The sequence below is a fragment of the Parasynechococcus marenigrum WH 8102 genome (genome assembly GCF_000195975.1).
In the GTDB taxonomy this organism is placed as follows: domain Bacteria; phylum Cyanobacteriota; class Cyanobacteriia; order PCC-6307; family Cyanobiaceae; genus Parasynechococcus; species Parasynechococcus marisnigri.
This window is the reverse complement of sequence record NC_005070.1, coordinates 374,180-399,215: the sequence shown is the minus strand read 5'-3', so window position 1 is coordinate 399,215 and position 25,036 is coordinate 374,180. Positions and strand designations below refer to the sequence as shown.

Genomic DNA, 25,036 nt, shown 5'->3' with positions numbered 1-25,036 from the left:
TTGGGAGAGAGCTGCCCTGACAAGCAAGAGCTGCAGGGACAGCTGATCGAGATCCTGCACCGCATCTCCGGCGCCGATCCAGCTCTGATCACCCCGGATGCTCGTTTGATGGAGGACGTGGGGATTGATTCCCTGGGGTTCTACGAAATCCTGATCGAGGCGGACACCAACTTCGGCATCCGGATCAAGGAGGAGGAACTACTCCGGTTCCGCACCGTTGCGGACATCCAGCAGCACCTGGAATCCCTTAGTCCCCGCCGGAGCGATGGCTCTCAGAGCTGAACCAGCAGCAGTGGTGGGGTGGGGTTCCCTCAACCCCCTTGGAGCCGATGCAAACAGCACCTGGGATGCGGTGATCGCCGGCCACAGTGGCATTCAGACCCTGCAGGCTCCCTGGAGCGAGGATTTACCCGTGCGACTGGCCGGTTGCGTCCCAACGGGTGCCCTCGACAGCCTGCCGCCCCTGCTCCGCCGCCGCTCCGATCGCTGTGCCCAGCTCGCCCTGGTGGCCGCCCGGCAGGCCTGGGCCATGACCGGTCCCATCACCCAAGGGCTCGATCCCAGTCGCATCGCCGTGGTCATCGGCACCGGCATCGGCGGACTCGCCACCATGCACGATCAGCACACGCAACTCAGCACGGGTGGACCAAGCCGGGTGAACCCCCTCACCGTGCCGATGCTGATTCCGGATGCCGCCGCTGGCCAGGTTGCCATTGAGCTGGGTCTGCTCGGCGGTGCCCACACCCCGGTGTCAGCCTGCGCCTCCGGCGCCGAAGCATTGATGCTGGGCCAGATGCTGCTCAACGACGACCGCGCCGATCTGGTGCTGGCCGGGGGCAGCGAAGCACCGGTGAATCGACTGGGGCTGGTGGGCTTTGCCGCCATGCGCGCCCTCTCCAGCCGCAACGATGCCCCCGATCAGGCCTCCCGGCCCTACGGCCTCGGTCGAGATGGCTTCGTGCTCTCCGAAGGTGCCGGGGTCCTGGCCCTGATGCGCCAGCGGGATACGCCAGCAGGAGCTGATCTGGGTTGGTTGCTGGCCAGCGGCAGCAGCAGCGATGCCCATCACATCGTCGCCCCCGAACCCCAGGGGCTGCAGGCCAGCCGTGCCATTGATGATGCCCTGCGCCGGGCGGATGTGAGCCCCTCGGACCTCTGTGGCGTTCAGGCCCATGCCACCGGCACCAGCCTCGGCGATCTGGCGGAGGCCAGAGCATTGCGGCGCAGCCTCGGCAGCGCCGCCGATCATCTGCCGGTCTGCGCCCCCAAAGGCCAGCTCGGCCATCTGCTGGGGGGCGCCGGAGCGGTGGAAACCATCCTGGCCCTGCAGGCTCTGCGCCTCGGCGTACTGCCCGGCAGCCTCAACGCCGATCCCCTGGATCCGGAGGTGGAGCTGGCGGTGGCCAACCAGGGCCCTGTGCAGCTGTCTTCAGATCAAGGCCAACGGCTCTTGCTCAAAAACGCCTTCGGCTTTGGCGGTCACAACATCAGTCTTGTGCTTGCTGGTAGTACGCCTGCACAGCCCGGCTGAACCCCTCCCGGTCTCGGGGATCCATCGGCAGAACCAGATCCTGGGACCGGCCCCGCCGGCAATGGATCGTCCCCAGCGGAGCCGTCAACCGGCTCAGCAGCAACGCCAGAGGACGGTACTTGGCTCCCACGGCCCCTTCCAGTCCGTCGTAGCGGAACAGCCAGGGCACCACACAACCGTTGTAGTGCTGGGCCAGCATCCAGGCGCTGGGGGAGACCCGCTGCTCAATCGGCGTCACCAGGGAGCCGTTGGGGGCCAGCATGATCTGGCCGTGGTCGCGCAACAACGCGGAGGCCCGCATCATTCCCTCCAGCCGCGAACTGGGCTGGCGATGATCGAGAACGGCCGAGCCGGCATTGCGTGCCGCGGCCGCATAGCCAGGCAGCACCCACTTCAGATGCAGCTGTGCCGTGGTCATGCCCGGCAGGCGCAGCACCCCCTGAATCACAAGGCCATCACAGGGGCTGCGGTGGTTGAAGATGTGCACCAGTGGCACCGCGGCCGGCTCACTGGGCTGGCTGTCGTCCACCACCACCTGCACCCCGAGAGCCCTCAACGCCACAGCAGAAGCCCAGGTCATCAGTTGAGCCGCCCAGTCCGATCGGCGGAGCAGCACCGCAGGCAGCTGCAGGCCGTATAAAACAAACCCCAGGGCCGCCCACCCCAGGCGAGCCAGCACCCGGGCCGGCAGCAGCAGGGGGTTCAACCGTGGCCGCGGCCGCAGCGGCTGCAACTGCGGCAGCGGATCGAGCTGGCGAGCCTCTGGACCGATCGGGAAGGTGATCCGGAAGGGAAAGTCCCCATCGAAGTTGCCGTTCACCTGGGTGGTCATCACCAGGTGGTGGTAGAAGCGCCAGAACAGCGGTCGGTCACTGGGCTGGGGGTCCCTCCAGAAGCCATCCAGAGGCTTCTGATCCGTCAGCCCCTCAAGGTTGTAGAAGGTGTTGCCCATGGTTTTGGTGGGCACCGCATGGAACAGGGCCTGCAGGCCCACCGTGCTATTCACCGTGATCACGCCACGGCAGGTGCGCAGGTAACGGCTGAGGGCCCCGTCGTGGAAGTAATGCACCCGCTCGCAGACGCCATAGCGGCGCGCCAGCACAGCAATCAGGCTGCCGTAGTGGTTGTAGCCCCGATCCCGCGGGTGGTGCTTGAAGGCCAGATGGTCGGAGCTGTGGGCGTGGGCCGCAAAGGAGCGGATCACGTCTTCGATGAAGTCGTGCATGCCGCGGTAGGGCGACCCCAGCTGGATCTGGGAATCACTGGACACCTGCAGCACCGCCAGAAAAAAGGACAGGTGCTCCAGCAGCCGCCGCTTCAGGTTTCGCTCCTGCCAGCGGTACAGCCAGTAACGCCAGCTACCGCGCAGCTGGCACCAGAGGAAGCCCGGGGTGGGCTGCAGTTTGTGCTCGCCTTCAATGATCGGGTAGCGGGTGAAGGCGTGTTGAATGAAGGTGGGAGCCTTCCAGGCCTTGCGCCAGCGCCAGCCCGGATCCAGAACGATGTCTGGTGGCAGCTGGTCCACCGGTGGCAGGTTGCGATAGAAGGCCGCGGGTTGGTTGAGGTTGGAGCGGGCGTTGACCCGGTCCCGCTCCAGGGTCACGTAGTTGGGCCTCAGATAACCCAGCTCAAACACCCAGGCCTCAATCCCCAGCGCCTGGGCCTCTTCAATGGCAATCCGGTGGGGAATGATGAAGTCCCCATACATGAAGATGTGGCGGATGCCGCGCTCCTGCAGCAGCTGACGCAGGAAGGGCCGCCAGGCCTTCATCGGCTCTTGAAACGGCACACACACGTCCGAAGGGAAGCCGAATTCCCGCAAAGGAAAACGCACCTTGGTGACAGGGATGCCGCATCCCTGCAGGTATCGGCTGAAGCGGGCAAAGAACAGCCCGATCGGGCCCATCAGCAGCAGAACCGGTCCTTCGATGCGCACCTGCACCAGTGCCGGCGCCCGTCCCCTGCCCAAATCGCCGTACAGCACTGGGAAGATCCTGGCACGCCTCAGCGGCTGCGCAGTCGCCCCCAGTGGCGGAACAGGGCCTGCACCAGGGTGCGTGGAGCCGCAGGTGCATCCCGCCAGGCCACCAGCTCCTCGATGGCTTGTTCTGGAGTGATGAACCAACCGCTGTGGCGGCTGACGTAGCGGGGGTAATCAATCAAGGCGGCATGCACCAACGCCGCCAATGGCAGCGGCCGCCCCCGCCGAGGAGACGACAACCGGTCATTCGTCAGACCCCAACCCGCATAAAACGGCAGGCCCCAGCAGTTCACCTCCACCCCCCGCAGCAGCGCCTCAAATCCCGCCAGTGAGGTGAGCACATGCAGGGCATCCACCTGCTCAAACAGGGCATGGATCGAACCATCGCCCAACAGACAATCGCAGACCTGCCCAGCCCGCTCTTCCCCTTCCCCGGAGCGGCAGAGGCCCGCCACCACATCCGGATGGGGCTTGTAAATCAGAAAAGCCTCCGGTTCAGCGGCCCGAACAGCCTCCAGCAGCGCAAGGTTGGTGGTGATCCCGGGAGCGCCGTAGCGGATTGAAGCGTCGCTTTCCACCTGGCCCACCACCAACACCACCCGCCGGCCCCCCTTGGGGCGCTGCCACCCATCTCCCGACAGGTTGTACTTGGTGATCGCCTGCTCCACCAGCTGTTGGCGCAGGGCCTCAGCCCGTTCCAACTGGGCCTCATTCCAATGCACTGTTGCCAGCCGATGTTCCAGATCGCTGCTCTCCGTGGCGTCGTAATACATCCCCCGGCGGTCCACCACCCAGGAGATCGGATCGATCAGATCCGCCCCCAGCCCCACCGAACGCAGGAAGCCGTCCTCCACCTGCAGCACAGGCAGCGCCCGTTGGCGCGCCGTGGCCAGCAGGCGTGGTCGCGCCCGCCGCCCCCACACCGCCACAGCCTCCGCCCGTGGCCCCGGCAACGCCCGCGGCAGGCGGAAGCGCAGCTCACTGCCGGCCAGAAAGCGCTTGAGGCTGCGTTGCTTCCAGGGCGTAAACCCGAAGGCCTCCACCCGCTGAGGATCCGCCCCCTGCAGGCGGCGTTGCAGCCCGATGGCATCCATCAGCGTTTCGATCGGGCAGGGCTGATGGTGATGGGGATCCACACAACGGGTGCCCGCCACCAGCGCCGCATGCACCAGCGCTTCCAAGGGCACCATCTGCACCCGACGGACCGGAGCCGGAAGACGATCATGGGTCAGCCCCCAACCGGCATAAAAGGGCATGCCAAAGCAGTGGACCGTTCGCCCCCACAGCAGTGCTTCGAAGCCCATCTGGGAGGTCACCACATACACCGCCAGGGCCTGCTCCAACAGGGCGGCAGGGTGCAATCCGTCAGCGCAGATGCGGATGCGCGGGTGCTGCAGATCCCGCCGGCGGAAATGGCCCCGGGCGCGGCCCCGGATCACATCCGGATGCACCTTCACCACCACCAGACAGTCCGGCTGATCCCGCAGCGCCTCCTGCAACATGCACCGGAAGCTCTCCGGCCCGGCTTGCCCGAGGCCGATGGAGCAGTCGCCGGCGGACTGGTCCACCACCAGCACAAAGGGCTCGGCTGGAGCCGGTGATTCCCGGGCGGGGTTGAGCTTGCTCAGCCGCTGAGCACACCACCGCTGCTGAAGTTCACGAGCCCGGTTGTGTTGTGAAGGGGTCAGCGGTTGCTGAATCTGCTGCTCCATCCGGCTGGGCTGGGTGGCATCGAAATGAACCCCCAGGTCATCCACCAACAACGCCAGAGGTGGGTGCTGGCGGCCCTTGGCCAAGGAGCGCAGCAGACCATCCTCGAGATGCCACACCGGCAGCTGCCAGCGTCGACCCAAGCACTCCACCCGCCGGGCACTGGGGCGTCGCCCCCAGGCCAGCAACGCCTCCACATCCCGCCGCCGGCCCGGCAGCAACTGCGCCGGAGCCAGCAGCGCCGGCACCGTGCGATGGGCCAGTAGACCGATCTCCGGCACCCCGAATCGCTGAATCATCGGGTAGGAGGGAGCGACCTGAATCCTCTCTGATGAGCGCGACCGCTGGAGCCCTGGCTGTGATTCCAGCGCGGGGCGGCTCTAAAGGGATACCCGGTAAGAACCTGCAAGCGGTGGGCGGGCTCTCCCTGGTGGCTCGCAGCGTGCAAGCTGCATTCGCGAGCCGCGGGGTGGATCGGGTGGTGGTCAGCACCGACGATGACGCCATCGCTGGAGAAGCCCAGAGCCATGGCGCCGAGGTGGTGCGTCGCCCGGTCGCCATTGCAGGCGATACGGCCAGTTCCGAATCAGCCCTGCTGCATGCCCTGGACACCTTGGAACAGCAAGGGCCACTGCCTTCCCTGCTGGTCTTCCTGCAGTGCACATCTCCTTTCACCAGCGGTGCACAGATCGACCAGGTGCTGACAGCATTTGAGAATCCGGAGATCAACAGTGCCTTCGCCGTCGCGCCATGGCATGGCTTCCTCTGGCGCAATGATGGCCGCGGGATCAACCACGACCCTCAACACCCCCGTCAACGGCGGCAGGACCTGGAGCCAGCTTTTCTGGAAACCGGTGCGATCTACGCCATGAGCACCGCCTGTTTCCGCGCCGAAGGCAGCCGCTTCTGTGCCCCCTGGCAACCGGTGGTGATCGATGACTCGGGGCCGGAAATCGATACACCGGCCGATCTGGCCCTCTGCCGCAGCCTTGCGGCTCTCACTGCCAGTTAGTTTTGCCGAATTCCCGGAGCCCGACGATGGCGCCCGCTGCCGATAAGCGCCTCTCCGGCAGAAAGGTGGCCGCCGTCGCCTGCTTCGACTCCTTCGGCAAGGTGGCCATGACCTTGCTTGCCGCCTGCCGGCGTGAGGGAGCTGAAACGACATTGCATCTGCTGCAGGTCTCGAACCGGGCTCTCTCTCGCCGCCAACGCCTGGAGATCAGCCGCACCGACCGCCGCACCACGATTAAGAGGGGAGCTTGGGGTGACTTTCGCAGCCTCACCGCCGCCATGGCCGGTGACACCGATGTTCTGATTCTGGGTTTGGACGGTCTCCGCAGCCGTGATGCGCTACTGATGCTGTCGAAGGAGTGGCATCGCCGCACGGACCGCCCGGTTCTGGTCAGTGCCTATCCAGGCCTGCTATTCCGCTTTGCCTTGGAGGGAATGCTGGATCGTTCCGGCGCTGACCTGCTTTGCCTCAACAGTGATCAGGATTTCGCCCAGTATCGGCTCGGCCGTGAGGCCCTGGGGCTGTCCAGCGATAACGCCGTGGTGACGGGCCTGCCGTTGCTCTGGAACGCCAGATCCGAGCAAACCTTGCCTGACAAACCATCGATTGTGTTCTTCGAGCAGCCCTCGATACCGGTCCATCCGCTGCAACGGCGCTACATCTGCAAGCAACTCAAGGAGCTGGCGGAAGCCTGGCCCAATCATCCGGTGATTTTCAAACCGCGAACCTCCAGCATCGAGAGCACCCTGCACCGTCGCCACGGCGAAATGGCTGGTGTGATCGAGCGTATGAGTGACACGGTCCCCAATCTGCAACTCAGTTTCAAGCCAGCCACGCGGCTGCTGCGGCAATGCGGCTGCGCCATCACCGTCTCGTCAACGGCAGCCCTTGAGGCCATGGCCATGGGCGTGAGCACCCGCATCGTTGGCGATCTCGGTGTCACCGAGACCCTGGGCAATCACTTTTTTGCGGAATCAGGGGCCGTTGCGGACTTCGCCGCAATCTGTCGTGACCCGTTCACACCCGTTCACAAGGTCGACTGGTTGCAACGCCACGGCCACCAACCCGAGGGGCAGGAGATCTTTCTGTCAGCCCTGTTGAAACAACTGCATGGCGACCGGCCCCCGTTGCCAACCGATGGCCTTGGACCAGGCAGCTGGGGCAGCCGCAGCTGGCAGACCTATGCCATCCGTCACGGCGGCCGCCGCATGCTCAGCAGTGGTGGCGCGCGCTCCAGCCAGCAAAAACGGCATAAAACCCGCACCCTTCTGCGCCGACTCCGCGATGGGCTGGTGGGCTTCGGCTGGTTGTCTCGGTGGCTAAGGGAGCGATGACGATCCTTCTGGTCAGTGATGACGACAGCAGCGCTCTGGCCTGCCAGCTGCTGCAACAGCAGCTGGAACGCTGCGGCCAGACCTGTCTGACCATTGGACCGGCACTGTCCTCACGCCGAGACAGCCCTCTGCCTTCCGTCACCCCGCAAATCCCACTGACCCTGATGGATCTGCTGGGCCATGAGCTGTTGGAGTCCGCCAGCGCCGTTGGGTTGTTCATCCGTCGCAGCGACCAACTTGAGCGCTTTACCCATGCTCACCGGGACCTCGCACGGCAGCGTGGTGTGCGGCCAGCTCTGGTGTTCAGCGGTCCTCTCCAGGCCTCCCTCGGCGACAGCCTGGTGCGTCAGCTATGCGACAGCCAATGCTGTGATCTGTTGGTGGTGCCAGGAGATCGTCAGCGACGGGAGCTTGAAGCGATCACACAGTTCTGGCCCGAGAGCGTGGCCAGTCCATCAATCGAGGCGATCGGGCATTGGTTTTCTCCGGAACGTCCTCCCCTCGGAGCTCTCAATGGGGGAACACCACAACCACCTCATACCCTGCTCGCCTTGGTTCAGGAGGCCATCCCCACCCAGATCGGTGCCAAAGCACAGTTGCTGCGGCAATTGATCCGCTGGGCCGAAACGTCCCCCGAGTGGTCGGTTGTGATCCAACGCGACCACGCCTGGGAGAAAGGTCAGCCTTGGATCTCTAAGTTCCAATCCAGCGATTGGACCTTCCCCGACAATCTGGTGTTTGGTGCACCTGGTCAGCTCTTGACCCAGCTGGCTAGCTGCAGTGCCTGTCTCTGCGTCAGCTCCCCCTGGAGCCTGACCGCCATGGCCTGGGGCCGGCCAACCCTGCTCATCGGCGATTACGGCATCCACTCCGATCAAGGCACAACGACGTTCTTCGGCAGCGGACTGATGCATCGCCTGCAGTCGATCGACCACTTGGATCAACTGCTGGATGTGCCACCCGTCAACACGTCCTGGCTGCAGTCCATGGGCTGGGGGGTGCATGACGGCGCCGCGCGCCTGATCCGCCGCCTGGAGGAGTTGCTGCCATGAACGATCCGTTCAAACTGCTGCTGATCGGAGACAGCGACAGCCAATTGTTGGCCTGTGAAGCGCTATGTCGCTTCCCGTCGGACCTCAACGTTCAGGTCACCATCAACGCCATCCCGCGTGAGGGAACACCCGATTCGATACTGCAGCGGGCTGCTGCCCTTGGTGATCTCTGGCGGCTGGACATGGGGCAGTTGCTGACTCACTCCGAGCTGCTCCACTTCGATGCCATTGGCGTCTACCTCACCGGCAGCAAAATCAGTGATTTCCGACTGGCGTTGGGATTGCTGCCCAGTCGTGAGCGACCGTTGTTGTTCTGCGGATTCAACGGCGTTGTGCTGGAGAAGTTCATGGAAGGCATGAGCTGGCGGCTGGGTTACGACCTCGTCTGCCTCAGTGGCCCTCGGGATCGTGAGGCGCTGGACCGAATGCTGGAGGGAAGTCCGTTTGCCGGTCAGCGCACGGTTCTCACCGGATTGCACCGCCAGGAGATCTCAGATGATCAGCTCCTCGACCAAGAACAGAGGCGCAAGCAACTGGTGTTTGCAGAACAGGTGGTGATGCCGTCCAGTCCTGCAGACCGCGCTGAGATGGTGCGGATTTTGGCGGACCTTGCCCGGCGTTCCCCGGACTGGGAGGTGTTGATCAAACCGCGTATTGCCCCCGGGGAGGCAACCTTCCACAGCATCACAGACCACATCAGCACCACATTGCAGCAGGCCCTTGGCCACCCCCCCGACAACCTGCGATTCGACTATCGGCCTTTGCCCGACTTGCTGCGTCAGGCCAGGTTGACGGCCACCATCTCCTCAACCGCCTTCTTCGACGCATTGGATATGGGTTGCAGGCCTTTGGTGATGGCCGATTTCGGCATCAATCCTGCCAATGGCAGCCATGTCTTTGCAGGTTCGGGTGTTTGGCGCTGCCTTGATCAGGTCGAGGACCTTGATGCTCTTGATCGTTCACTGCCTTCGCCGGACGCCGACTGGCTGGCCTGGATGGGATACGGCACGAATCTCGACCCTGTGGATCTGATCGAGGCTTTAGGCCAGCTGCGTGCCGATCCACCTGAACGCCTCAGCACAACATCCGGATATCTCTCTAACGCCAATCTCAGCTTCACCCAGCTGCGACGCGACGCTGAGCAAGCCATCGGTCAAAAGAATTGGGAGGAAGCCCAGAGCCTGTTGCAACTCGGAAGCCTGATGCGACCGACCCATCGCAATGTGGCCCGTCGGCTGCGTGCAGTACAGCAACGGAACCGCATCATCAGGCGCCTGCTGCTGAGCCTGACCTACAGGGACGTGGGGTAGTGTCCACAGGTTCTGCTTAGGCACCTGCGGGGCGAATTGTGAAGGGTATCCAGATCGAGAGGAACTTCACTCAGTTCGTCGTATTCGCTGAAGACACAATCCTCTCCGCCCTCAGCAAGATCACCGCCAACCGGTCGCGGCTGATTTTCGTGGTGTCGGAGTCCGGCATCTTGCAGGGTGTTCTTACCGATGGCGATTTCCGTCGCTGGATTGCCGGTTGCGGTGACATCGATTTGAACCGTCCGGTAACGGCGGCGATGAACCCCAACTGCCGCAGCGCCGCAGAGGGCACTCCCCCCGGAGAACTTTCCAGCCTGCTGACGTCGCGGATCATTGCCCTACCACTGCTGGACAGCCACGGACGGATCGTGGCGGTTGCATTACCGGCCACGGACGGTTTGCAGTTGGGCTCCCGCCGCATCGGCGATGGCGAACCGAGCTTCGTGATCGCCGAGATCGGCAACAACCACAACGGCGATATCAGCATTGCCCTACAGCTGATCGATGCCGCCCACTCGGCTGGTGCGGACTGCGCCAAGTTCCAGATGAGGGACATGTCGAAGCTGTACAGCAACGCCGGCGACAGCAACGACATGGCCTCGGATCTGGGGACCCAATACACCTTGGATCTGCTGGAACGGTTCCAGCTCAGTGACGATGAGTTGTTCCGCTGTTTCGACTACGCCGCCTCAAAAGGGCTCGTGCCGCTCTGTACCCCCTGGGATGAGACCAGCCTGGAGAAGCTGAATGGCTGGGGTATGGAGGGGTTCAAGGTGGCCTCCGCCGACTTCACCAATCACGCCCTGATCAGCCAGTTGGCCGCCACCGGCAAACCGCTGATCTGCTCCACCGGCATGGCCAGCGAACTGGAGATCCGCTCCGGCATCCGTCACCTGCAGCAGGAGGGGGCGAACTACGTGCTGCTGCACTGCAATTCCACCTATCCAACGCCGTTCAAGGACGTCAACCTGCGCTATCTAGAGCGCCTGAAGGAATTGGCGGATGCACCGGTCGGCTACTCCGGTCATGAACGGGGAATTGAGGTGCCGATTGCGGCGGTGGCGATGGGGGCAGCGGTGATCGAAAAACACATCACCATCGATCGGGGCATGGAGGGAAACGACCACAAAGTGAGCCTGTTGCCGGATGAATTCGCTCAGATGATGCAGGGCATCCGGCGGGTGGAGGAATCCATGGGCCAGGGCGGCGAACGCAGCATCAGCCAGGGCGAGATGATGAACCGTGAGGTGCTGGCTAAAAGCCTTGTGGCGGCCTGTGATGTACCGGCCGGGACGGAGATCACCGAAGCGATGGTTCGCATCCAGAGCCCGGGCCAGGGTCTGCAACCCAACCGGCTGAACGATCTGATCGGTCGACGCTTACCTGTGGCCAAGGCTCAGGGAGAGGTGTTCTTCCCATCCGATCTGGAAACACCGGCGGCGACTCCACGCCACTACCGGTTCAAACAACCGTTTGGTCTGCCCGTTCGTTACCACGACATCAAGGTGTTCTCACAGGTCAGCAACCTCGATCTGGTGGAGATCCACCTCAGCTACAAGGACCTTGAGGTGGATCTTGACCAGGTCTTACCCAATCGGCAGGGCATCGGCCTGGTGGTTCACGCACCGGAACTGTTCGCCGGCGACCACACCTTGGACCTCTGCACAGAAGATTCGAGCTATCGGGACCACTCGATCGCGGAACTGCAGCGGGTGATCGACATCTCCAGTGATCTCAGAACCCGATTCCAGTGCCCGGATCCAGTGTTGCTGGTGACCAATGTGGGCGGCTTCTCTGAACACCATCACCTCTCCCGCAGCGAGCGTGAGCCCCTGCGCGAGCGGCTGATTGCGAGCCTGCAGCAACTCAACACCGCTGGTGAAGTGGAGATCATTCCACAGACGATGCCCCCCTTCCCCTGGCACTTCGGTGGGCAACGCTTCCACAACCTGTTTGTGGATTCCGACTTTATCCATCAGTTCTGTAAGGAGCAGGGGATGAGGGTCTGCCTGGATGTCTCCCACTCAAAACTCGCCTGCAATCATCTGCACATTCCATTCCGTCAGTTCCTCGATCAGATCCTGCCGTTTACAGCACATCTGCATCTAGCCGATGCCAAAGATGTTGACGGTGAAGGATTGCAGATCAACGACGGTGACATCGACTGGGTGCAGTTGTTCGAGCAGATTCATCACCACTGCCCAAAGGCCTCGTTCATTCCGGAGATCTGGCAAGGTCATAAGAACGGGGGTGAGGGTGCCTGGCTGGCCCTTGAACGCCTGGAAGCAGCGGCGGGGGCATGAGCAAGTCACCTCGGCACTTCATCCTGTTTCGCGACATCCCCCTGCTGTATGGGCGTGTACCGAAAGTAGCCAACTCTTCCATCAAATCCGCTCTCTGCAAATTTCTGGTCCAGCGTCCAGACGGTGGGATCAAGACCACGGCGGATCGATTCTGGCGAGAACACACCCACGGGGAAACTCAGCTGGTGACACCGCAGCAAGCCAGACGCTTGCGTTCCAGCCATTTCAGTTTCAGCTTCGTGCGCAACCCATTCGACCGACTGGTGGCGTCTTACAACAACAAAATTCTGGAAATTGATGATGTGCCGTTGCCCATGAAAACAATGGGTCTGCGGCATGGCATGGCTTTCGACCAGTTCATTGAGATCGTCTGCAAGGCAGACCCCGACCTGATGGACAATCATGTTCGCCCACAGGCTGAGATGTTGTTATCAGACAACAAATTGGTGCCGAAATTCATCGGTCGAATGGAACATATGACGGACCATTGGAGACGCTTACGCCGCCGGATGAAACTGGAGGGTCTTCCGACACTCGGGGCTATTCCACAGAAAAACGTCCGTCGTGAAGGGCGCAGTGATATTCGCGTTTTGTTCCATTGCACAACATTGATTGACATGGTCATCGAGCGATATGAGCAGGACTTCAAACGTTTCTACAGCGACTACAGCCTTGACCTGTTGCTCGATGGCCATCCACTCAATAAGCTACCCCCTCTCCAGCGAGGTGTGGTCAAAGCCAAGAAACGGCAACGGGTACAAATCAGCGCTTGATCAACACTGACGTCATGCCATCCACCCCAAGCCCCATGAAACTGATCCGCAAAGGTCTCCGAGGCAAGCATGCCGATATCGTGGATCTACATCGTGACTCTCTCCCTAATTTCGTCATTATTGGCGCCGCAAAATCCGCCACAACAACACTGACCACAATCCTGCCGCAACATCCAGATATCTTCATCAGCAAACCCAAGGAGCCCAAATTCTTCGGTCGTTATTACAAAAAAGGCTGGGACTGGTATGCCTCGAGATTCAAAAAGGGAAAAGATTTTGCGTTGAGGGGAGAAGGTAGCACGATGTACGCCAGCGGACTGCATTCATTCAGCAAAACTCCAGAGTTGATGCATCGCTATCTACCGGATCTGAAGTTGATTTATATCGTCCGGCACCCACTAGACCGAATCGTTTCCCAATGGCGCCACTACCGGGGTCGCAACCCGGACTGCGCAGATTTCAGCGAACTGATGCGTGACCGCCACCTACGCAAACTGATCGTGGGCTGTTCGATGTATTACCAGCGCCTTTCGGCATTCCGTCGGTTTTACCCCGATGATCAGATCCACTGCATGACCTTTGAAGATCTGCTGACCTCACCAAAGCGTTCGCTGCGAAGCATGATTCGCTTCCTGGGTGTCAGACCGATGGTCAAGAAACTGCTGGATTCCAATGGCGCTTTACCCAAGGAGAACCAGGCTGGCGAAAAAGGACGTGGCTACGTTGAGAAACCAGAATGGAACAACGGATTAAGACGCCGAGTGTTGCGTCACGTCGAGCCAGATGCTCAGCAGATGCTGGCTTACATGGGTAAACCCAGCGACTACTGGGAGCTGTGAACGAGCGTCATTACATTCAGTTTCGTGACCTGCCTTTGCTGTATGGCCGAGTCCCAAAAGTTGCCAACAGCTCGATCAAAGCCTGCCTCTGTCGGTTACTGACGACTTCACCAGAGCAAGGGTCACGTACAACCTCAGATGCTTTCTGGAGCAAAGGCACCCATGGAGAAACATCCATGACGGATAAATACTCCGCACGTATGCGTCGCGGCACGCACTTCAGCTTCAGCTTCGTGCGCAACCCTTTCGATCGACTGGTCTCGGCTTACAACAATAAGATTCTAGAATTGGATGAAGTTCCAGGACCAATGCAAGCCATGGGACTCAGCCACAAGATGGGCTTTCCTGCTTTTCTGGAGTGCATTGCAGGGACAGTAGATGCTGCAGTGGATGTGCATTTGCTTCCCCAAAGCAGCATTCTTTGCCTCGACGGGCAACTCATACCCAACTTCATCGGCCGACTGGAAAGCATGGCGACCGATTGGCAGCAGCTCGAAACATGCATGAAACGAGAGCGGCTTCCATCACTTGGAAACCTCCCCGAAAAAAATCGTCGCCGGAGCGACGACCACAGTGATGTGAGCCAGTATTTTGCTGACCCAGGCCTCGTCCAACTCGTCGTTGAGCGCTATGGCGATGATCTGGATCTTTTTTATGGCGACGTTGACCTTCAGGATCTCAGTCGTGGTCAGCTGAGCTAAACCAACCACCCAGAACTGGGCCGGGTGATAGGGACACTTGATTTAGCTCGAACCGGAGCGCTTGCGGACGACCCGCGGCGTCGTGCGACTGCTGTCAGTCTCCTGTTGATCGACAGTTTTGTCCTCTCCATCCTCAGGCTGATCGGACGCATCATCCGGCTCCTGCTCGGCGATCAAGCCAAGCACCATGGCTGCTTCCAGTTGGTCACTGACATCGCCAATGATCATCAAAGCTTTGAGCACCAACTGAGCGCGCGGTGCCTTCGGCAACCCAGGCCGTAGCTTTTTGGTCGTGTTCCACAGCTCCAGTGCGACTTCCTTCAGAAGCGCGTGATCAGCGGCCATTCTTTCGCCCAGGCAATTCACCAACGTTCACCCTACTGAGCGGAGTGACCGTCTTTCAACCCAATGGCTGAGAACAGCCGACCCATCCTGCTGGTTGAGCCTGACCACCAAGTGAGATCGACCACCAGAGGGCAACACTGCAAGCCCCTTCAGCTGCCCGGCATTGGCGCGTGAGAGGTGTAAGCGCGGATCCAGTCGCTGGCGGACAGATCAAACAACCGCTTGGTGTGGGCACCATCCCAATCAGTAACGATGGAGAGAAACCACCGGGGGACGTGTTGACTATGACGTGCAAGCTCGTACCAGTGGATGCTGAAAGAAGTGTGTGGAAGAAAGTTGAGGAGCGATGAGAAAGCACTGCCATTAATCAACACTGGTTGACATGGCACCGACCCCAACCTTGCATCTTGTCCGCTATGAAGACGAGCAACCCTCTTAACAATCAAAGCCAATGGCAAGGGTTTGTGCCGCGTCCTACGAACAACAAGCTGCCCATCCACAACGATGCAATGCAAAACACGGCAAACTTAACTGCGGCCATGCAGCAGACACCGTATGAAACGTCACTCTTGATACAATAAAATTTAGATGACGGGCTGATCAAAATCCCTCCGTCCAAGGTCATCCTCAAGTCCTTGATCATGGTTGGCATCAAAGAAATCAACGAAAGCACCAAAGCCTTGCTAAGAAATCAAAAATACAACGAAGCATTAAGAAATCTGCAAAACGAGCTCGATAAACAACCAAACCAGATCGATTTACTAAGCCTCGCATCAGATATTTGCCGCGCGTCTGGCGACTATGTCAGGGCATTGGACTATGCACAACGTTTAGTGGCTCATCATCCACATGACTGGTCTGGATATCTACGTCAAGCGCAGGACAAACTGTCACTTGGACAGCTTCATTCATATTTGGAAACGCCAGCCACCGAATCGTGCCAACCACCTAGCGATCCAGAACACTACCGCTTATGGAAAACACTTTTCACAATTAAAACCAGCCTCAAAAGAGAGCATTGGCTCCGATCACACAACGTGGTAGATCCACAACAAGATCATTACGACGGCAATCAAAAAACTTGCGCCTGGCAACCATTTCAATACTGGAGCCAAGGCAAGCCTCCAGAGCAAATACAAGCGATAACATCAATCTGGAACAATATATTCACATCAATCGGGGTCGCTCCAATCAAACTATTCAACAAAGATAGCGCCTTGACTTACATCAAAAACCATTGCCCAGAGCTTGTTATTTCTTTTACCACAGCTTTTCACTACGCAATAGAGGCAGACGTATTTCGGGTTGCATATGCTCAAAAAAATGACTGCATATGGCTCGACTCAGACTTATACCCACAAAGATACACAAAACATCTTCTCAAGGCGCTACTGCGAAGCAACAGCACAACTACACTGATGTTCAGATGGAATTCACCGCGAATATGCAACGGATTTTTCATTTCCCCATCATCGTCTATCTTTTTTGCAAACTTACTGGAAACCACAAAAGAAATTGACTTCAGATCACTCCCAAAGAACAAGCACACTGTGATCTCAACATTTGGGCCTTGGCGATACAATGCTGAGCTCGAAAAAATATTAGAACAACATCAAAGTAAGTTCTCTGATCAATCGACCAGCAGGACGGCAGACTTGGAAGACATTACCTTTGTCAACGATCATACATTTGCATATGTGACTCCACCTTACACCCTTGATTACAAAACCACCTCCGCGAGCTGGCAAAATTCAATCCCGTAAATTCTGATCAACATAGAACTGACTCATGAAACGATGCCCCACCTAATACGCACACTTGAGAATCCGCCAAAAGCCCCTAGCAAATTCAGACAATATCCGAGGAAGAATGAAAATCACCTTGAAAGTCATATCTTACATACTCTGCCATTTGTTGTAGTCCGTTCACAGCATGTGATTGATCTGCAAAAACATCGCCAAGCCTTTTCTGCGGTTGATTGGTTTTCTTGTTGTTCTTTCCAACTGGGAACGGCTTTAGAGGCAAGGGCCTGAACCGTTGGATCAAGGCCAACGCCAGGGCCCGGCGCTTTGGCGAGGCGGTGTCCAACCTCCTCGCGAACGCTGAGGGCGAGCTGGTGAAGACCAACCCGCTGACCTGGACCTGGCGCCGGTAACGGCGGCCACGTTCTGCCACGGCTTCGTGGCGGATCAGAACGCTGCCGTCAAGAGGGCTTTCGACGTAAATGCCACAACGCCACACCTTCTGGGGATCACACCCCAGCTGGAGCGTGGCGGCGTGGCGGAATCGACGTGATCAACTGCACCACCAGGGATGTGACCCGCCACCAAACAGTGGAGGTCCTTGGCAGCTGGCACATCGCAATCTCCATTACGGAAACCATGAAACGCAAAGCCGAAATCAGGTTCACGGCGACCTTCGTCGTCACCGCTGACCTAACCGACGCCAGATGGAAAAAGCTGGTCGGGGACTATTTCGAACCCGGCGAATGCAGTTGGAAAGAAGACCACCCAAAGTGCATCCAAACGTGGGCGGAAGAACAGGTCACAGAAGCCATTCTGATTACCATTGAAAAGTGCATGCCCGAATTGCTCCAGCTCCCCCACATCGCCGAAAACAGCAAAGGGGAGGAGAAGTTACAAGTTGAATTATTCGAAATGGACTACGACGGCATCGAACTCACCGACTCGCTCTGAGGATCCTTGCGTAAGGTCAGCGGACGGGTGGGTGGCATGGCCGCCAGCCCGTCTTTTTCATGGTGTTCCATGCCTCGATGGCGTTGTGACGAAGCATCCGCCTTCTCGTTTGCGGGATTGGGTAATCCGGCGGCCGCCAGTGAAACGTCCGCAGAATCACCCACTGCCCATGGGCCGTTGGCTCATCGGGTTTGAACTGCACCACTTTCTGTTGCTGTTCATTCACCAGCCACCCCTCACCACCAGCCTTGGCAGGGTCGTCTTCCTTGAAAGGGGCTTCATTAGACATGACAACAACCTAAGGAGACGCCCCTCAGCCCCACGGTGGAGATAGCCGTAACAGTGATTACGACGGTCAGCGCCGTGTATTGCCGCGGCGATAACCCCAACCGTTGCGCTCAGCTTTCTTCGCGTCAGCATCCAGCCTGCGTCCTGAACCACCGCCATCAGCTCAGACGCCGTACTAGGCGGTGAGCTGACCAATGCCATAAGAGCTGGCAATGGAGTAAGAGCTGCCACTGGTGCGCTTAACGCCGTTGACGCGACACTGATGGCATGAATCGACTTGTCCTGATCCTGCCGCTGCTGCTCAGCGCCTGCACCACTCCGGTTGATTACCTGAGATGCGATGCCATGTTCCGCGCGAAGGCTCGTGTACAGGAGCGCCTCAGAGATGCCGTCTCTGATCCTGTCCCTTCACAGGATCTGTTGAAGGTGACCGCTGATTTAAATACAGATGGCTGCTTCTAAGGCTCTCGCCCTACCGCCTTAGCGCAGTGTGTTGCCGTGGCGGTTGCCGTATCCCCGATGCCGATTGCTGTGAATACTGTCCAGCTCGCGTGACAGCACCGCTTAGTAAATCAGGTTCATGCCAGCAATAGCAGCACCGTATGCACCTAAGGCGGGTATGGGAGCGAGCTGATTTCTAGATCGGTGTTGTCAGATACGCCAACCTAAGTACTACCAGGGCCATTACATGGTTGTCGCGTTACATCAGCATGGCTAAATCTGACCTCATAGTTGAGACTCCTCATGGTGCCACCATCCAAAGGACAGAAGACGGCCATTTCTTGGTTTGCGACTGTGAAAACCATTGCCGCTTCACAAGGAGCCTTTATTCGGCAGAGCAAGAGTTAGGCGCCCTTGAGACGGGATTTCTCTTCCCTTACTCAACGGCCTTTCGTCAGGCTCGAGGGTTATAGCCACTCAACCCCAACCCAACTCTTGAGTTTATCCATCTTCTGGTAGGACAGATGCAGCAACAACAGCTGTCATCGCCTAAAAGACGACACTCTTAATTCACTTATGGAGTTGACAATTAACGGCCGCACTATAAGCGTACGCTTTAAAAGCGACGCGGTAGTAGCGCAAAGAGTCGCAGCTCACATCAAACGCCGCATAGAAGAAGACGACTGGCTGCCTTTTCAGTCAAAAAAGGAAGCACTGGAATCATGGCAAAAGGTTGGGGGTATCCGTGTTCAGGTGTTGAGGGCTTACTGCCTCATCTGAGTTCCGTACAAGTCCACTATCGGCGCTTTGCAAAATATCTCACCACACACAATGCCAAGTAGACAGCTACTCCAACGTAGATCAAGCAGCCAAGCACAATTGCTTGCTGGCTTCCAGTGAAAAACAACCAACGACCCAGCAGCGCAAAAGCTGTTAATACACCGAGCTTCACCAGCTGTGGATACTGCGTGAGCATACTAATGTAGTACTTAATATCTTCTTGCATTTAAAAAAAACCACCTAGAAATGCAATCAAGATAAGCAAGCTAAATAAACTATCTCCACCTCCGAATCCAAAAATTTGAATTATAAATGGAAAGCCAAATCTTCCTCTCCTGTAACTTCTTGTATAACCACCTCCACGTCGTAGCCCTCCTCCATAATTTGGCCTAGAGAATTTTCTAAAACTGCTTCCTCCAATGCGGCCGCCTCTTGCTGCCTCTGCTGTAGAGCTGGCCATAGGCAAGGAGACCGATATCAGCAAAGGAGCAATAAGCCACCCAAGCAAACGTTTTTTGTTGGTGCTCACCTCTCTTAAGTTCGTAGGTCTTGTTAAGAGGTCCTAGCAAGGATCGAGTCAGTACTGGCTTGACTCCTGAGGCCTTGAACTCGGGGGAAGAAGCACTTGATTCGCAAGAGATTTTTAGGAGTCCAACGCGAGGCCGTTTCTACATGGACCGTTGAAACGATCAGAGCGTTGCAACGAACCCATTTTGCCGCAAATAGCTAATGCCGCGGTATTTCAGAGAAGGGGTGGCGTCAGGCGCCATTAAGGCAGTCTCAAGACGCAGAATAACTGCCTCTTTTTTTGCAGCGGTCTTGTTCACTGGTGCAAATGCTAAACCGTTCCAATACAAAGAAGTCATCACACAGCTCCTGCAGAGCCCAAGCCCCCGTTCCATGGCTTGGATCGAGCTGCGCCTCGAAAAGTGAGGTGAACGCTTGGTAGCGCTAGCTACATAATCATGCTGCCTCCGCAACCGCTTGGGCTGCAACTTTTGCCAGGAATTCCTCACCTGCCCCAAGTTCATTACTTAATGTAACGAATACTTGTAAAGTAATGGCAAGAGTCAAACCAAAATTGAGTCAAGGCCTGACCATGTCTATTGATGCCCGATGCCAAGAACAGCGATCAGCCGCTGACCGCATGTTTATGGACTTCAAATACACCCGCCCTGGCTCAAAAGAGCAGATACAGGCCTTAGCGACTCTCAGCTTCCTCATTGGCATGTGGGCCGATTTTCTCACTGCCGAGGAAAAGAGAATGGCTCAAGTGTTGGTCCTAGAAGCAGGTCACTCCTGAAGACTAGGCGTCGACAACTTTGGGCGTTCCATGCAAGGGTCATAGGTTGCTTCAACGTCGATAGTGGTGCCATTTGTGTCGATAGCCTCGGCAATTGGTGAATGGCATGAAGCCGTGCGATGAGTGCGGCGTGCCATTCGAGGCCAAAAAGCTTGGGCGGCCAAAGATCTTCTGCAGCAGGAAATGCAAGGACAAGGCTTGGCGTCGGTCCTCCGAACCGACAGGTCCAGAAAAGAACTTCTAGCTTTCTGCCGTCTCTTGCAGAGCTGCGAGAAGACGGATGACAGCGATCCCCGGGGGTGAGAGCCAGGGGGATCTTTTCAAAGACTCCTCCTCTATGGACCAAGCGGAAATCAACAACTGGCAAACCATCGCAGAAAGCATGGAGGCCAAGGGCGACACAGAGAGCTGGTTTTACCTCCGCGCTCGCGCCATCGCTGATGGCAAGCCAGACCCGATGCCTAACTTGTCAGAACTCATGGGAGGTAGTGCTGCGCAACGACATAAGGACAGTGACGCAGGACAATCCAGCTGATCCGATGAGACTCGGGCCCTGCTGGGCCTGGGGTCCCGGCGACTGAGATAGGAATGGGATGCGACGAGACAAGCATCGTCGCCTCCGAATCGAGTCCAGCAATCTTGCGACTCAGCCTGCCTGTGAGATCGGAGTGGGACTGACACACTGGCCTTTGCTCCTTTGCCGCTGCTCAGCGTCTTCGAAGAGCGCGCACATTCAGCACCGTGTTGATGGCCGCCAACGTAACCAGACAGGTGAGGCAAAAATCCTTGTAATCCATGGGGCATTGAGCAAGCCCCGAAGATTGCCATGTCACCGCCGGTAGGAATGGTGCGTAAACCGGCCACGGAAGTGAGCAGCAAACTGCGCATCCAGTTGTGGCTGCAGAACCATTGCTCGGAATGCGTTCAGCGCACCAACAGCGGAGGCGTACTGACCATCGCGTTCAGCTTTCGCGGCTAGCCGTTGATATTGCTTCGCCAGCCACCCCACCATCTGCTGCAGCTCAACCGTGTCCAAGGCTTTCGCTACTTCTCTCTGCACAATTTCTATGTCAGGCAGACTCGTTCGCCTGCTGCGCCCCAACTTCAGAGTCAGCTGAGACGCAGCATCAGTTGGCGGAACACCACTGCTGATCAGCTGTAGAGCCTCGTTACGACGTTGCTGGCGTGATTGGCGTGTAGTGATTGCCATGGTGTTAAGAAGAGATTTATTGGGTCAGCTATTTAGTGGTGATGACACGGGAGTTTCGTAACCAGTGGTTGCTGCTCCTAGTTTGTAACAACAGCGCCAGTCGTTAGTGAGTAGCTAAAAAAACTTCTGTTGTATGTTGTCCATGAATACTTCCCAGATGCTGATCGCATTTCTTGCTTTCGGTGCTTCTGCAAGTTCAATCGTTGCTTGGCGTTTTGCCGCGTCCAGGTTGTGGAGCGACGATCAATGATTCCTGTATCCACAGTCGTGCTGACGAGACTTCTCAAGCCTCTGCGGGCCCTTGCTGTTTGGCGTGACGGTTTACTTAAATCACGTAGCGATCGGAAGAGGATCGCAGATGACTTTGGTGCGACTTGAAACTTTGTCTGGTGAGGTGGCCGGTAATGCAATACCCGACGCTTCCAAGCGAAAAGGCAGTTGTATCCGGATGACACCCGGACATGTCCGGGCGTGAACTGTGTGCAATCCAAAACCGAGGGTTACAGACCAGTAACCGTTGCTACCTATAGGGTCCAAGCAAAGTGATTTTTGTATTGCGTCCTCCAGCAAGAAGCTCCCGATCGTTGGGTTAAGGAGATGTCTTTCAAAACAGAGTTCAAGGCGTACATCTGTGCCCGCACCAAGTCAAAGGCAAAGATGTGTACGTACATGGTGGTGAATGACACCACTAACGAAGTGACCTCGATCGTTCGCCATGGCAAAGGCTTAGTCGGGTAGTCGTTGTCCGGCACTTTTAACGGGACAAATCCCTGAGATCGTCTGCAGTGCAATTGATTGACCCCGGCCATTCATGGTGGCGCCCCTCACAGCAGCCCTGCACCCATGGAGGCTTCGATCACTTCTGCTTCCGCAGCGGGATCGAGGTTCATGTCAGCGCTGGTGCCTTGAATGATGCGCCTGGTGATGGCGAACCATTCTTTGTATGTTGCTGAGCGTGGCCAGACGTCTATTTCAAGGACTGGTGTTTGTGCGACGTGATCAAGGACGTTCGGCATTGGTAGTGATTGCGCCTGTGGTCGATGGCTAGAAGGAAGAAGGCGTGCTGGTTAAGTCGGTAATGCCACAGCCCGCCTGCTGGCACAGGCTGGCTTCTTAGCCTTCTTGACTGGTAATTTGCCTGAAGCTACCGCTCATTGCAGTGCTTTGTATCCCTACGAACGACCCAGGGCTTCTGTTAGCTCCTATATTTTCTTTGTAGCAACAGCTACGAACAACGTTCACCTCTCCTCGCGGGAGGCGCAGACAAGCCAGGCCATGGAACGGGGACCTGGATTTCTGAGGAACTTCAAATGACCCTGACCTATCGCGGCAGCAGCTACGAAATCGGATCCAAGCTGCCTTTGGTTCAACCGATCGTTGAACTTCAGTATCGAGGAAAGTCTTATCAGGCTCGCACTTCTGCCGCTCCCGCACAGGTGCACGCAACACTGACCTTTCGTGGCGCTTCTTACGCCAAGTGAGTCGCTTCGATGACTTCCCTTTATTACAACGGGACCGCTTTTGTGCGTTGCCGTGAAACCGCGAAAACCGAAGCTGTGGTTCAACGACTGGAAGCATCACTGGCAGCACCTCCCGTGACGAGACCACTATTCGTCTACAGAGGCGCTACCTACGCACGATGATCACCAGCCCTGCTTCGGTGGGGCTTTTAAGTTCCCCAGAGTATTTAGATTTCTTGCGGAGTTTGCCAATAGAAGTAGGTTATTAAGCTTAATTCATGAAGTTGGGTAAAAGCCGCGTGCGACGATGACCAGATCGTAATCCTCCTAAATGTTGGAGCTACAGATTCCCTTTAGATTTTTTGGTGCGTTGCTTGTGGGCTCTGCCCTTCTTCCAATGGCCCAAAACCCTAAGGAGCTTGCTCTGCTTGGTGGCACTTTCCTACTTGGACTTGGAGCACTGGAACTAGCTCTCAGGGTAGGGGGCTTTTAATTACGTCCTTCTTCTGTTTGCCAGGCATCAAGGACCTCAGGAAAATGCTGCTCAATGCATGCATCGCAGATTCCATGAGTGAAATTCAAATTTGATCTCAGAGAAAGATATTTGTCAAGATGCATCCAGTGCCCGTTTTTATCTTGGGCTTTCCGGCAGTAAGAGCATGTAGAAATCATCCTATTGTTTTCAGTATGCGCGCAAAAAGATTCAATCAAGTTAATCGATTTTTTTCTCAGCTCCAGAAACGAAACCACCTGCCTTGCGAGAGCTTTCATAACACCGCATTCTTTATCGTTTAATTGACGAGGTACTCGATCAATGACGCATAGTGTTCCCACTCTCAATGCCTTACTATTTTCAAGAGGAAAACCTGCATAAAGTCTTATATTCGGGTCGCCACATACAAGTGGATTGTCACGGAATCGATCATCCATCAGTGCGTCTGGGATTATGAGTGGGTCGGATGAATGAATTGCGTGGGCGCAAAAAGACCAATCCCTGGGTGTCTCTTGTATTTCTACCCCTACTTTTGACTTAAACCACTGTCTATCAGTATCAATTAAACTGAGAAGCGCAATTGGGGTTGAACATACACTTGAAGCAATATTGGTAATGTCGTCATATGACTGCTCTGGCTTTGTGCCAAGAATTCTATACTCATTGAGAGCGTTTAGTCGCTGTATTTCATTATCAGGCGGCTGGGCGGCTGGCAAAATGCGTGCACATTCAATCCTCTTTACATTAAAGCTAACCAAACTGCGGGCAATCTAATAACACAAAAGTTATCTATCTCCTCACGAATGAGGCCGTAGGCTTGTTTGCTCACAACAATCTGAATGGATGGCATATGTGATGACTTAGTCGCAATGTAGACCTAGGCATACAACTTTCACAGATAATTACAGTAAAACTAACGCTAAAATAAGAAAATACATGCTCTTGACACCTGGATTTTATAAATTAGTATAGCAAAAAGTGGGAAATACGTCTTTTCCAACGAAGCAAACAGCTCGTAGGCGCTCATCGTACTCCTCAAAAGTCAAGAAACTGTCCTCCGTTTAAAGCCGCTCCAGCTATTCACGTATGGCAGCGATCTGCTCCTATTAGCTTGCCTTCAATAGATGCGTTGCGACCGTTCTGAAGACCAAATCTGCAACAGAACAAGGCTATACGGCTTTGTTAGAGTGGTTCCACTCCACCGGAAATCAAGCCGCAACGATGTATCTGGTACGTAATTCCTTATGCCATTTGCAAATCTCAATTCAATCAAGTATCGGGCGACAATGACTACACCGCATTGGATTTGAGCAAAACATAGGCTTGTGCAGCATTAGTTCTGCGAGAAACACTTCTGCTTCGTGAGGGGCTAAATTTGACATGTTCTAGTCATATTGAATGTAGTGTGGTGAAGGCCTGGCAAAACGCCGTTCCCGTTCCTTCATCTGAAGCTGAATACTCATCAGGCGGTGAT

General features: G+C 57.0%; 25 protein-coding genes. 17 read left to right on the top strand and 8 right to left on the bottom strand.

The annotated features are described in order from the left end of the window. Both TX72_RS02030 and TX72_RS02025 read left to right on the top strand, forming a co-directional pair. Complete coding sequence (locus TX72_RS02030; protein WP_011127276.1) at positions 1 to 282, top strand: acyl carrier protein; 282 nt, start codon at positions 1 to 3, stop codon at positions 280 to 282. Further along, positions 266 to 1,531 carry a beta-ketoacyl-[acyl-carrier-protein] synthase family protein gene (locus tag TX72_RS02025; RefSeq protein WP_011127275.1) on the top strand — a complete coding sequence of 422 codons (1,266 nt, stop codon included), beginning with the start codon at positions 266 to 268 and terminating at the stop codon, positions 1,529 to 1,531. The genes TX72_RS02030 and TX72_RS02025 overlap by 17 nt, the downstream gene beginning before the upstream one ends. Here the strand turns inward: TX72_RS02025 and TX72_RS02020 are convergent. After that, complete coding sequence (locus TX72_RS02020; protein WP_225867751.1) at positions 1,488 to 3,437, bottom strand: capsular biosynthesis protein; 1,950 nt, start codon at positions 3,435 to 3,437, stop codon at positions 1,488 to 1,490. The genes TX72_RS02025 and TX72_RS02020 overlap by 44 nt on opposite strands. Positions 3,438 to 3,535: 98 nt before the next feature. Further along, positions 3,536 to 5,521 (bottom strand): capsule polysaccharide biogenesis protein, encoded by a 1,986-nt coding sequence (locus tag TX72_RS02015; protein ID WP_011127273.1) that lies wholly within the window; start codon positions 5,519 to 5,521, stop codon positions 3,536 to 3,538. A 32-nt stretch (positions 5,522 to 5,553) separates the two neighbouring features. On the opposite strand from TX72_RS02015, the gene TX72_RS02010 reads away from it, so the two are divergent. Genes TX72_RS02010 through TX72_RS01975 form a run of 8 tightly spaced genes read left to right on the top strand, consistent with a single transcriptional unit; the run spans position 5,554 to position 14,546 of the window. Beyond that, positions 5,554 to 6,234, top strand: coding sequence for an acylneuraminate cytidylyltransferase family protein (locus tag TX72_RS02010; protein ID WP_011127272.1), 681 nt, complete (start codon positions 5,554 to 5,556; stop codon positions 6,232 to 6,234). 26 nt (positions 6,235 to 6,260) lie between these two features. Beyond that, positions 6,261 to 7,568 (top strand): DUF6716 putative glycosyltransferase, encoded by a 1,308-nt coding sequence (locus TX72_RS02005; protein ID WP_011127271.1) that lies wholly within the window; start codon positions 6,261 to 6,263, stop codon positions 7,566 to 7,568. Further along, positions 7,565 to 8,620, top strand: coding sequence for a DUF6716 putative glycosyltransferase (locus TX72_RS02000; protein WP_011127270.1), 1,056 nt, complete (start codon positions 7,565 to 7,567; stop codon positions 8,618 to 8,620). The genes TX72_RS02005 and TX72_RS02000 overlap by 4 nt, the downstream gene beginning before the upstream one ends. Beyond that, complete coding sequence (locus TX72_RS01995) at positions 8,617 to 9,930, top strand: DUF6716 putative glycosyltransferase (protein WP_011127269.1); 1,314 nt, start codon at positions 8,617 to 8,619, stop codon at positions 9,928 to 9,930. The genes TX72_RS02000 and TX72_RS01995 overlap by 4 nt, the downstream gene beginning before the upstream one ends. A gap of 38 nt (positions 9,931 to 9,968) precedes the next feature. Further along, entirely contained in the window at positions 9,969 to 12,233 is a 2,265-nt protein-coding gene (locus TX72_RS01990) for an N-acetylneuraminate synthase family protein (RefSeq protein ID WP_011127268.1), read from the top strand. After that, entirely contained in the window at positions 12,230 to 13,006 is a 777-nt protein-coding gene (locus tag TX72_RS01985) for a sulfotransferase family protein (protein WP_011127267.1), read from the top strand. The genes TX72_RS01990 and TX72_RS01985 overlap by 4 nt, the downstream gene beginning before the upstream one ends. A 35-nt stretch (positions 13,007 to 13,041) precedes the next feature. Then, positions 13,042 to 13,845, top strand: coding sequence for a sulfotransferase (locus TX72_RS01980; protein WP_158305711.1), 804 nt, complete (start codon positions 13,042 to 13,044; stop codon positions 13,843 to 13,845). Further along, complete coding sequence (locus TX72_RS01975) at positions 13,842 to 14,546, top strand: sulfotransferase family protein (RefSeq protein ID WP_011127265.1); 705 nt, start codon at positions 13,842 to 13,844, stop codon at positions 14,544 to 14,546. The genes TX72_RS01980 and TX72_RS01975 overlap by 4 nt, the downstream gene beginning before the upstream one ends. 42 nt (positions 14,547 to 14,588) lie before the next feature. Here the strand turns inward: TX72_RS01975 and TX72_RS01970 are convergent, their stop codons facing one another. Continuing rightward, the gene (locus TX72_RS01970) at positions 14,589 to 14,891 is read right to left on the bottom strand and encodes a TIGR03894 family protein (protein WP_011127264.1); all 303 of its coding nucleotides are present in this window, start codon (positions 14,889 to 14,891) and stop codon (positions 14,589 to 14,591) included. A 641-nt stretch (positions 14,892 to 15,532) separates the two neighbouring features. Between TX72_RS01970 and TX72_RS13720 the strand changes: the two genes are divergently transcribed. From TX72_RS13720 to TX72_RS01965, 3 genes are all read left to right on the top strand, one after another. Then, entirely contained in the window at positions 15,533 to 16,654 is a 1,122-nt protein-coding gene (locus tag TX72_RS13720) for a tetratricopeptide repeat protein (RefSeq protein WP_148228744.1), read from the top strand. A 227-nt stretch (positions 16,655 to 16,881) separates the two neighbouring features. After that, complete coding sequence (locus TX72_RS14095) at positions 16,882 to 17,046, top strand: hypothetical protein (protein ID WP_158305710.1); 165 nt, start codon at positions 16,882 to 16,884, stop codon at positions 17,044 to 17,046. A gap of 136 nt (positions 17,047 to 17,182) precedes the next feature. After that, positions 17,183 to 17,587 (top strand): hypothetical protein, encoded by a 405-nt coding sequence (locus TX72_RS01965; RefSeq protein ID WP_011127260.1) that lies wholly within the window; start codon positions 17,183 to 17,185, stop codon positions 17,585 to 17,587. Between the two features lie 16 nt (positions 17,588 to 17,603). Here the strand turns inward: TX72_RS01965 and TX72_RS01960 are convergent, their stop codons facing one another. Continuing rightward, the gene (locus TX72_RS01960) at positions 17,604 to 17,876 is read right to left on the bottom strand and encodes a DUF1651 domain-containing protein (RefSeq protein WP_011127259.1); all 273 of its coding nucleotides are present in this window, start codon (positions 17,874 to 17,876) and stop codon (positions 17,604 to 17,606) included. 266 nt (positions 17,877 to 18,142) lie between these two features. Between TX72_RS01960 and TX72_RS01955 the strand changes: the two genes are divergently transcribed. After that, complete coding sequence (locus tag TX72_RS01955) at positions 18,143 to 18,337, top strand: hypothetical protein (RefSeq protein WP_042502926.1); 195 nt, start codon at positions 18,143 to 18,145, stop codon at positions 18,335 to 18,337. A gap of 1,448 nt (positions 18,338 to 19,785) precedes the next feature. On the opposite strand, the gene TX72_RS14090 is transcribed toward TX72_RS01955, so the two are convergent. Then, the gene (locus tag TX72_RS14090) at positions 19,786 to 19,962 is read right to left on the bottom strand and encodes a hypothetical protein (RefSeq protein WP_158305709.1); all 177 of its coding nucleotides are present in this window, start codon (positions 19,960 to 19,962) and stop codon (positions 19,786 to 19,788) included. Positions 19,963 to 20,195: 233 nt separating this feature from the next. On the opposite strand from TX72_RS14090, the gene TX72_RS13715 reads away from it, so the two are divergent. Next, positions 20,196 to 20,399, top strand: coding sequence for a hypothetical protein (locus TX72_RS13715; RefSeq protein ID WP_042502915.1), 204 nt, complete (start codon positions 20,196 to 20,198; stop codon positions 20,397 to 20,399). Between the two features lie 280 nt (positions 20,400 to 20,679). Next, positions 20,680 to 20,934, top strand: a complete 255-nt coding sequence (locus TX72_RS01935; protein ID WP_011127258.1) for a hypothetical protein — start codon at positions 20,680 to 20,682, stop codon at positions 20,932 to 20,934. Between the two features lie 294 nt (positions 20,935 to 21,228). Here TX72_RS01935 and TX72_RS14625 read toward each other — a convergent pair whose 3' ends face one another. Together TX72_RS14625 and TX72_RS01930 are read right to left on the bottom strand one after the other, a co-directional pair. Continuing rightward, a complete protein-coding gene (locus TX72_RS14625) occupies positions 21,229 to 21,435 on the bottom strand; it encodes a hypothetical protein (RefSeq protein ID WP_225867725.1) in 207 nt (68 codons plus the stop codon). A gap of 998 nt (positions 21,436 to 22,433) precedes the next feature. Next, positions 22,434 to 22,625, bottom strand: coding sequence for a hypothetical protein (locus TX72_RS01930; protein WP_042502911.1), 192 nt, complete (start codon positions 22,623 to 22,625; stop codon positions 22,434 to 22,436). 294 nt (positions 22,626 to 22,919) lie between these two features. Here TX72_RS01930 and TX72_RS12975 point away from each other — a divergent pair, with 294 nt between their 5' ends. Further along, positions 22,920 to 23,090 carry a DUF4278 domain-containing protein gene (locus TX72_RS12975; protein WP_083810614.1) on the top strand — a complete coding sequence of 57 codons (171 nt, stop codon included), beginning with the start codon at positions 22,920 to 22,922 and terminating at the stop codon, positions 23,088 to 23,090. Positions 23,091 to 23,558: 468 nt separating this feature from the next. Here TX72_RS12975 and TX72_RS01925 read toward each other — a convergent pair whose 3' ends face one another. After that, on the bottom strand, positions 23,559 to 24,278 hold the full coding sequence (locus TX72_RS01925; RefSeq protein WP_011127254.1) for a GAF domain-containing protein: 720 nt from the start codon (positions 24,276 to 24,278) through the stop codon (positions 23,559 to 23,561). Positions 24,279 to 25,036 lie beyond the last annotated feature (758 nt).

Bases quoted from the DNA above. Each gene is read 5' to 3' on its own strand.
- TX72_RS02025 (WP_011127275.1), top strand. From the start codon at position 266: ATGGCTCTCAGAGCTGAACCAGCAGCAGTGGTGGGGTGGGGTTCCCTC.
- TX72_RS02020 (WP_225867751.1), bottom strand. From the start codon at position 3,437: ATGGGCCCGATCGGGCTGTTCTTTGCCCGCTTCAGCCGATACCTGCAG.
- TX72_RS02015 (WP_011127273.1), bottom strand. From the start codon at position 5,521: ATGATTCAGCGATTCGGGGTGCCGGAGATCGGTCTACTGGCCCATCGC.
- TX72_RS02010 (WP_011127272.1), top strand. From the start codon at position 5,554: ATGAGCGCGACCGCTGGAGCCCTGGCTGTGATTCCAGCGCGGGGCGGC.
- TX72_RS02005 (WP_011127271.1), top strand. From the start codon at position 6,261: ATGGCGCCCGCTGCCGATAAGCGCCTCTCCGGCAGAAAGGTGGCCGCC.
- TX72_RS02000 (WP_011127270.1), top strand. From the start codon at position 7,565: ATGACGATCCTTCTGGTCAGTGATGACGACAGCAGCGCTCTGGCCTGC.
- TX72_RS01995 (WP_011127269.1), top strand. From the start codon at position 8,617: ATGAACGATCCGTTCAAACTGCTGCTGATCGGAGACAGCGACAGCCAA.
- TX72_RS01985 (WP_011127267.1), top strand. From the start codon at position 12,230: ATGAGCAAGTCACCTCGGCACTTCATCCTGTTTCGCGACATCCCCCTG.
- TX72_RS01980 (WP_158305711.1), top strand. From the start codon at position 13,042: ATGAAACTGATCCGCAAAGGTCTCCGAGGCAAGCATGCCGATATCGTG.
- TX72_RS01970 (WP_011127264.1), bottom strand. From the start codon at position 14,891: ATGGCCGCTGATCACGCGCTTCTGAAGGAAGTCGCACTGGAGCTGTGG.
- TX72_RS13720 (WP_148228744.1), top strand. From the start codon at position 15,533: ATGGTTGGCATCAAAGAAATCAACGAAAGCACCAAAGCCTTGCTAAGA.
- TX72_RS01960 (WP_011127259.1), bottom strand. From the start codon at position 17,876: ATGTCTAATGAAGCCCCTTTCAAGGAAGACGACCCTGCCAAGGCTGGT.
- TX72_RS01955 (WP_042502926.1), top strand. From the start codon at position 18,143: ATGAATCGACTTGTCCTGATCCTGCCGCTGCTGCTCAGCGCCTGCACC.
- TX72_RS14090 (WP_158305709.1), bottom strand. From the start codon at position 19,962: ATGACTTCTTTGTATTGGAACGGTTTAGCATTTGCACCAGTGAACAAG.
- TX72_RS13715 (WP_042502915.1), top strand. From the start codon at position 20,196: ATGTCTATTGATGCCCGATGCCAAGAACAGCGATCAGCCGCTGACCGC.
- TX72_RS01935 (WP_011127258.1), top strand. From the start codon at position 20,680: ATGACAGCGATCCCCGGGGGTGAGAGCCAGGGGGATCTTTTCAAAGAC.
- TX72_RS01930 (WP_042502911.1), bottom strand. From the start codon at position 22,625: ATGCCGAACGTCCTTGATCACGTCGCACAAACACCAGTCCTTGAAATA.
- TX72_RS12975 (WP_083810614.1), top strand. From the start codon at position 22,920: ATGACCCTGACCTATCGCGGCAGCAGCTACGAAATCGGATCCAAGCTG.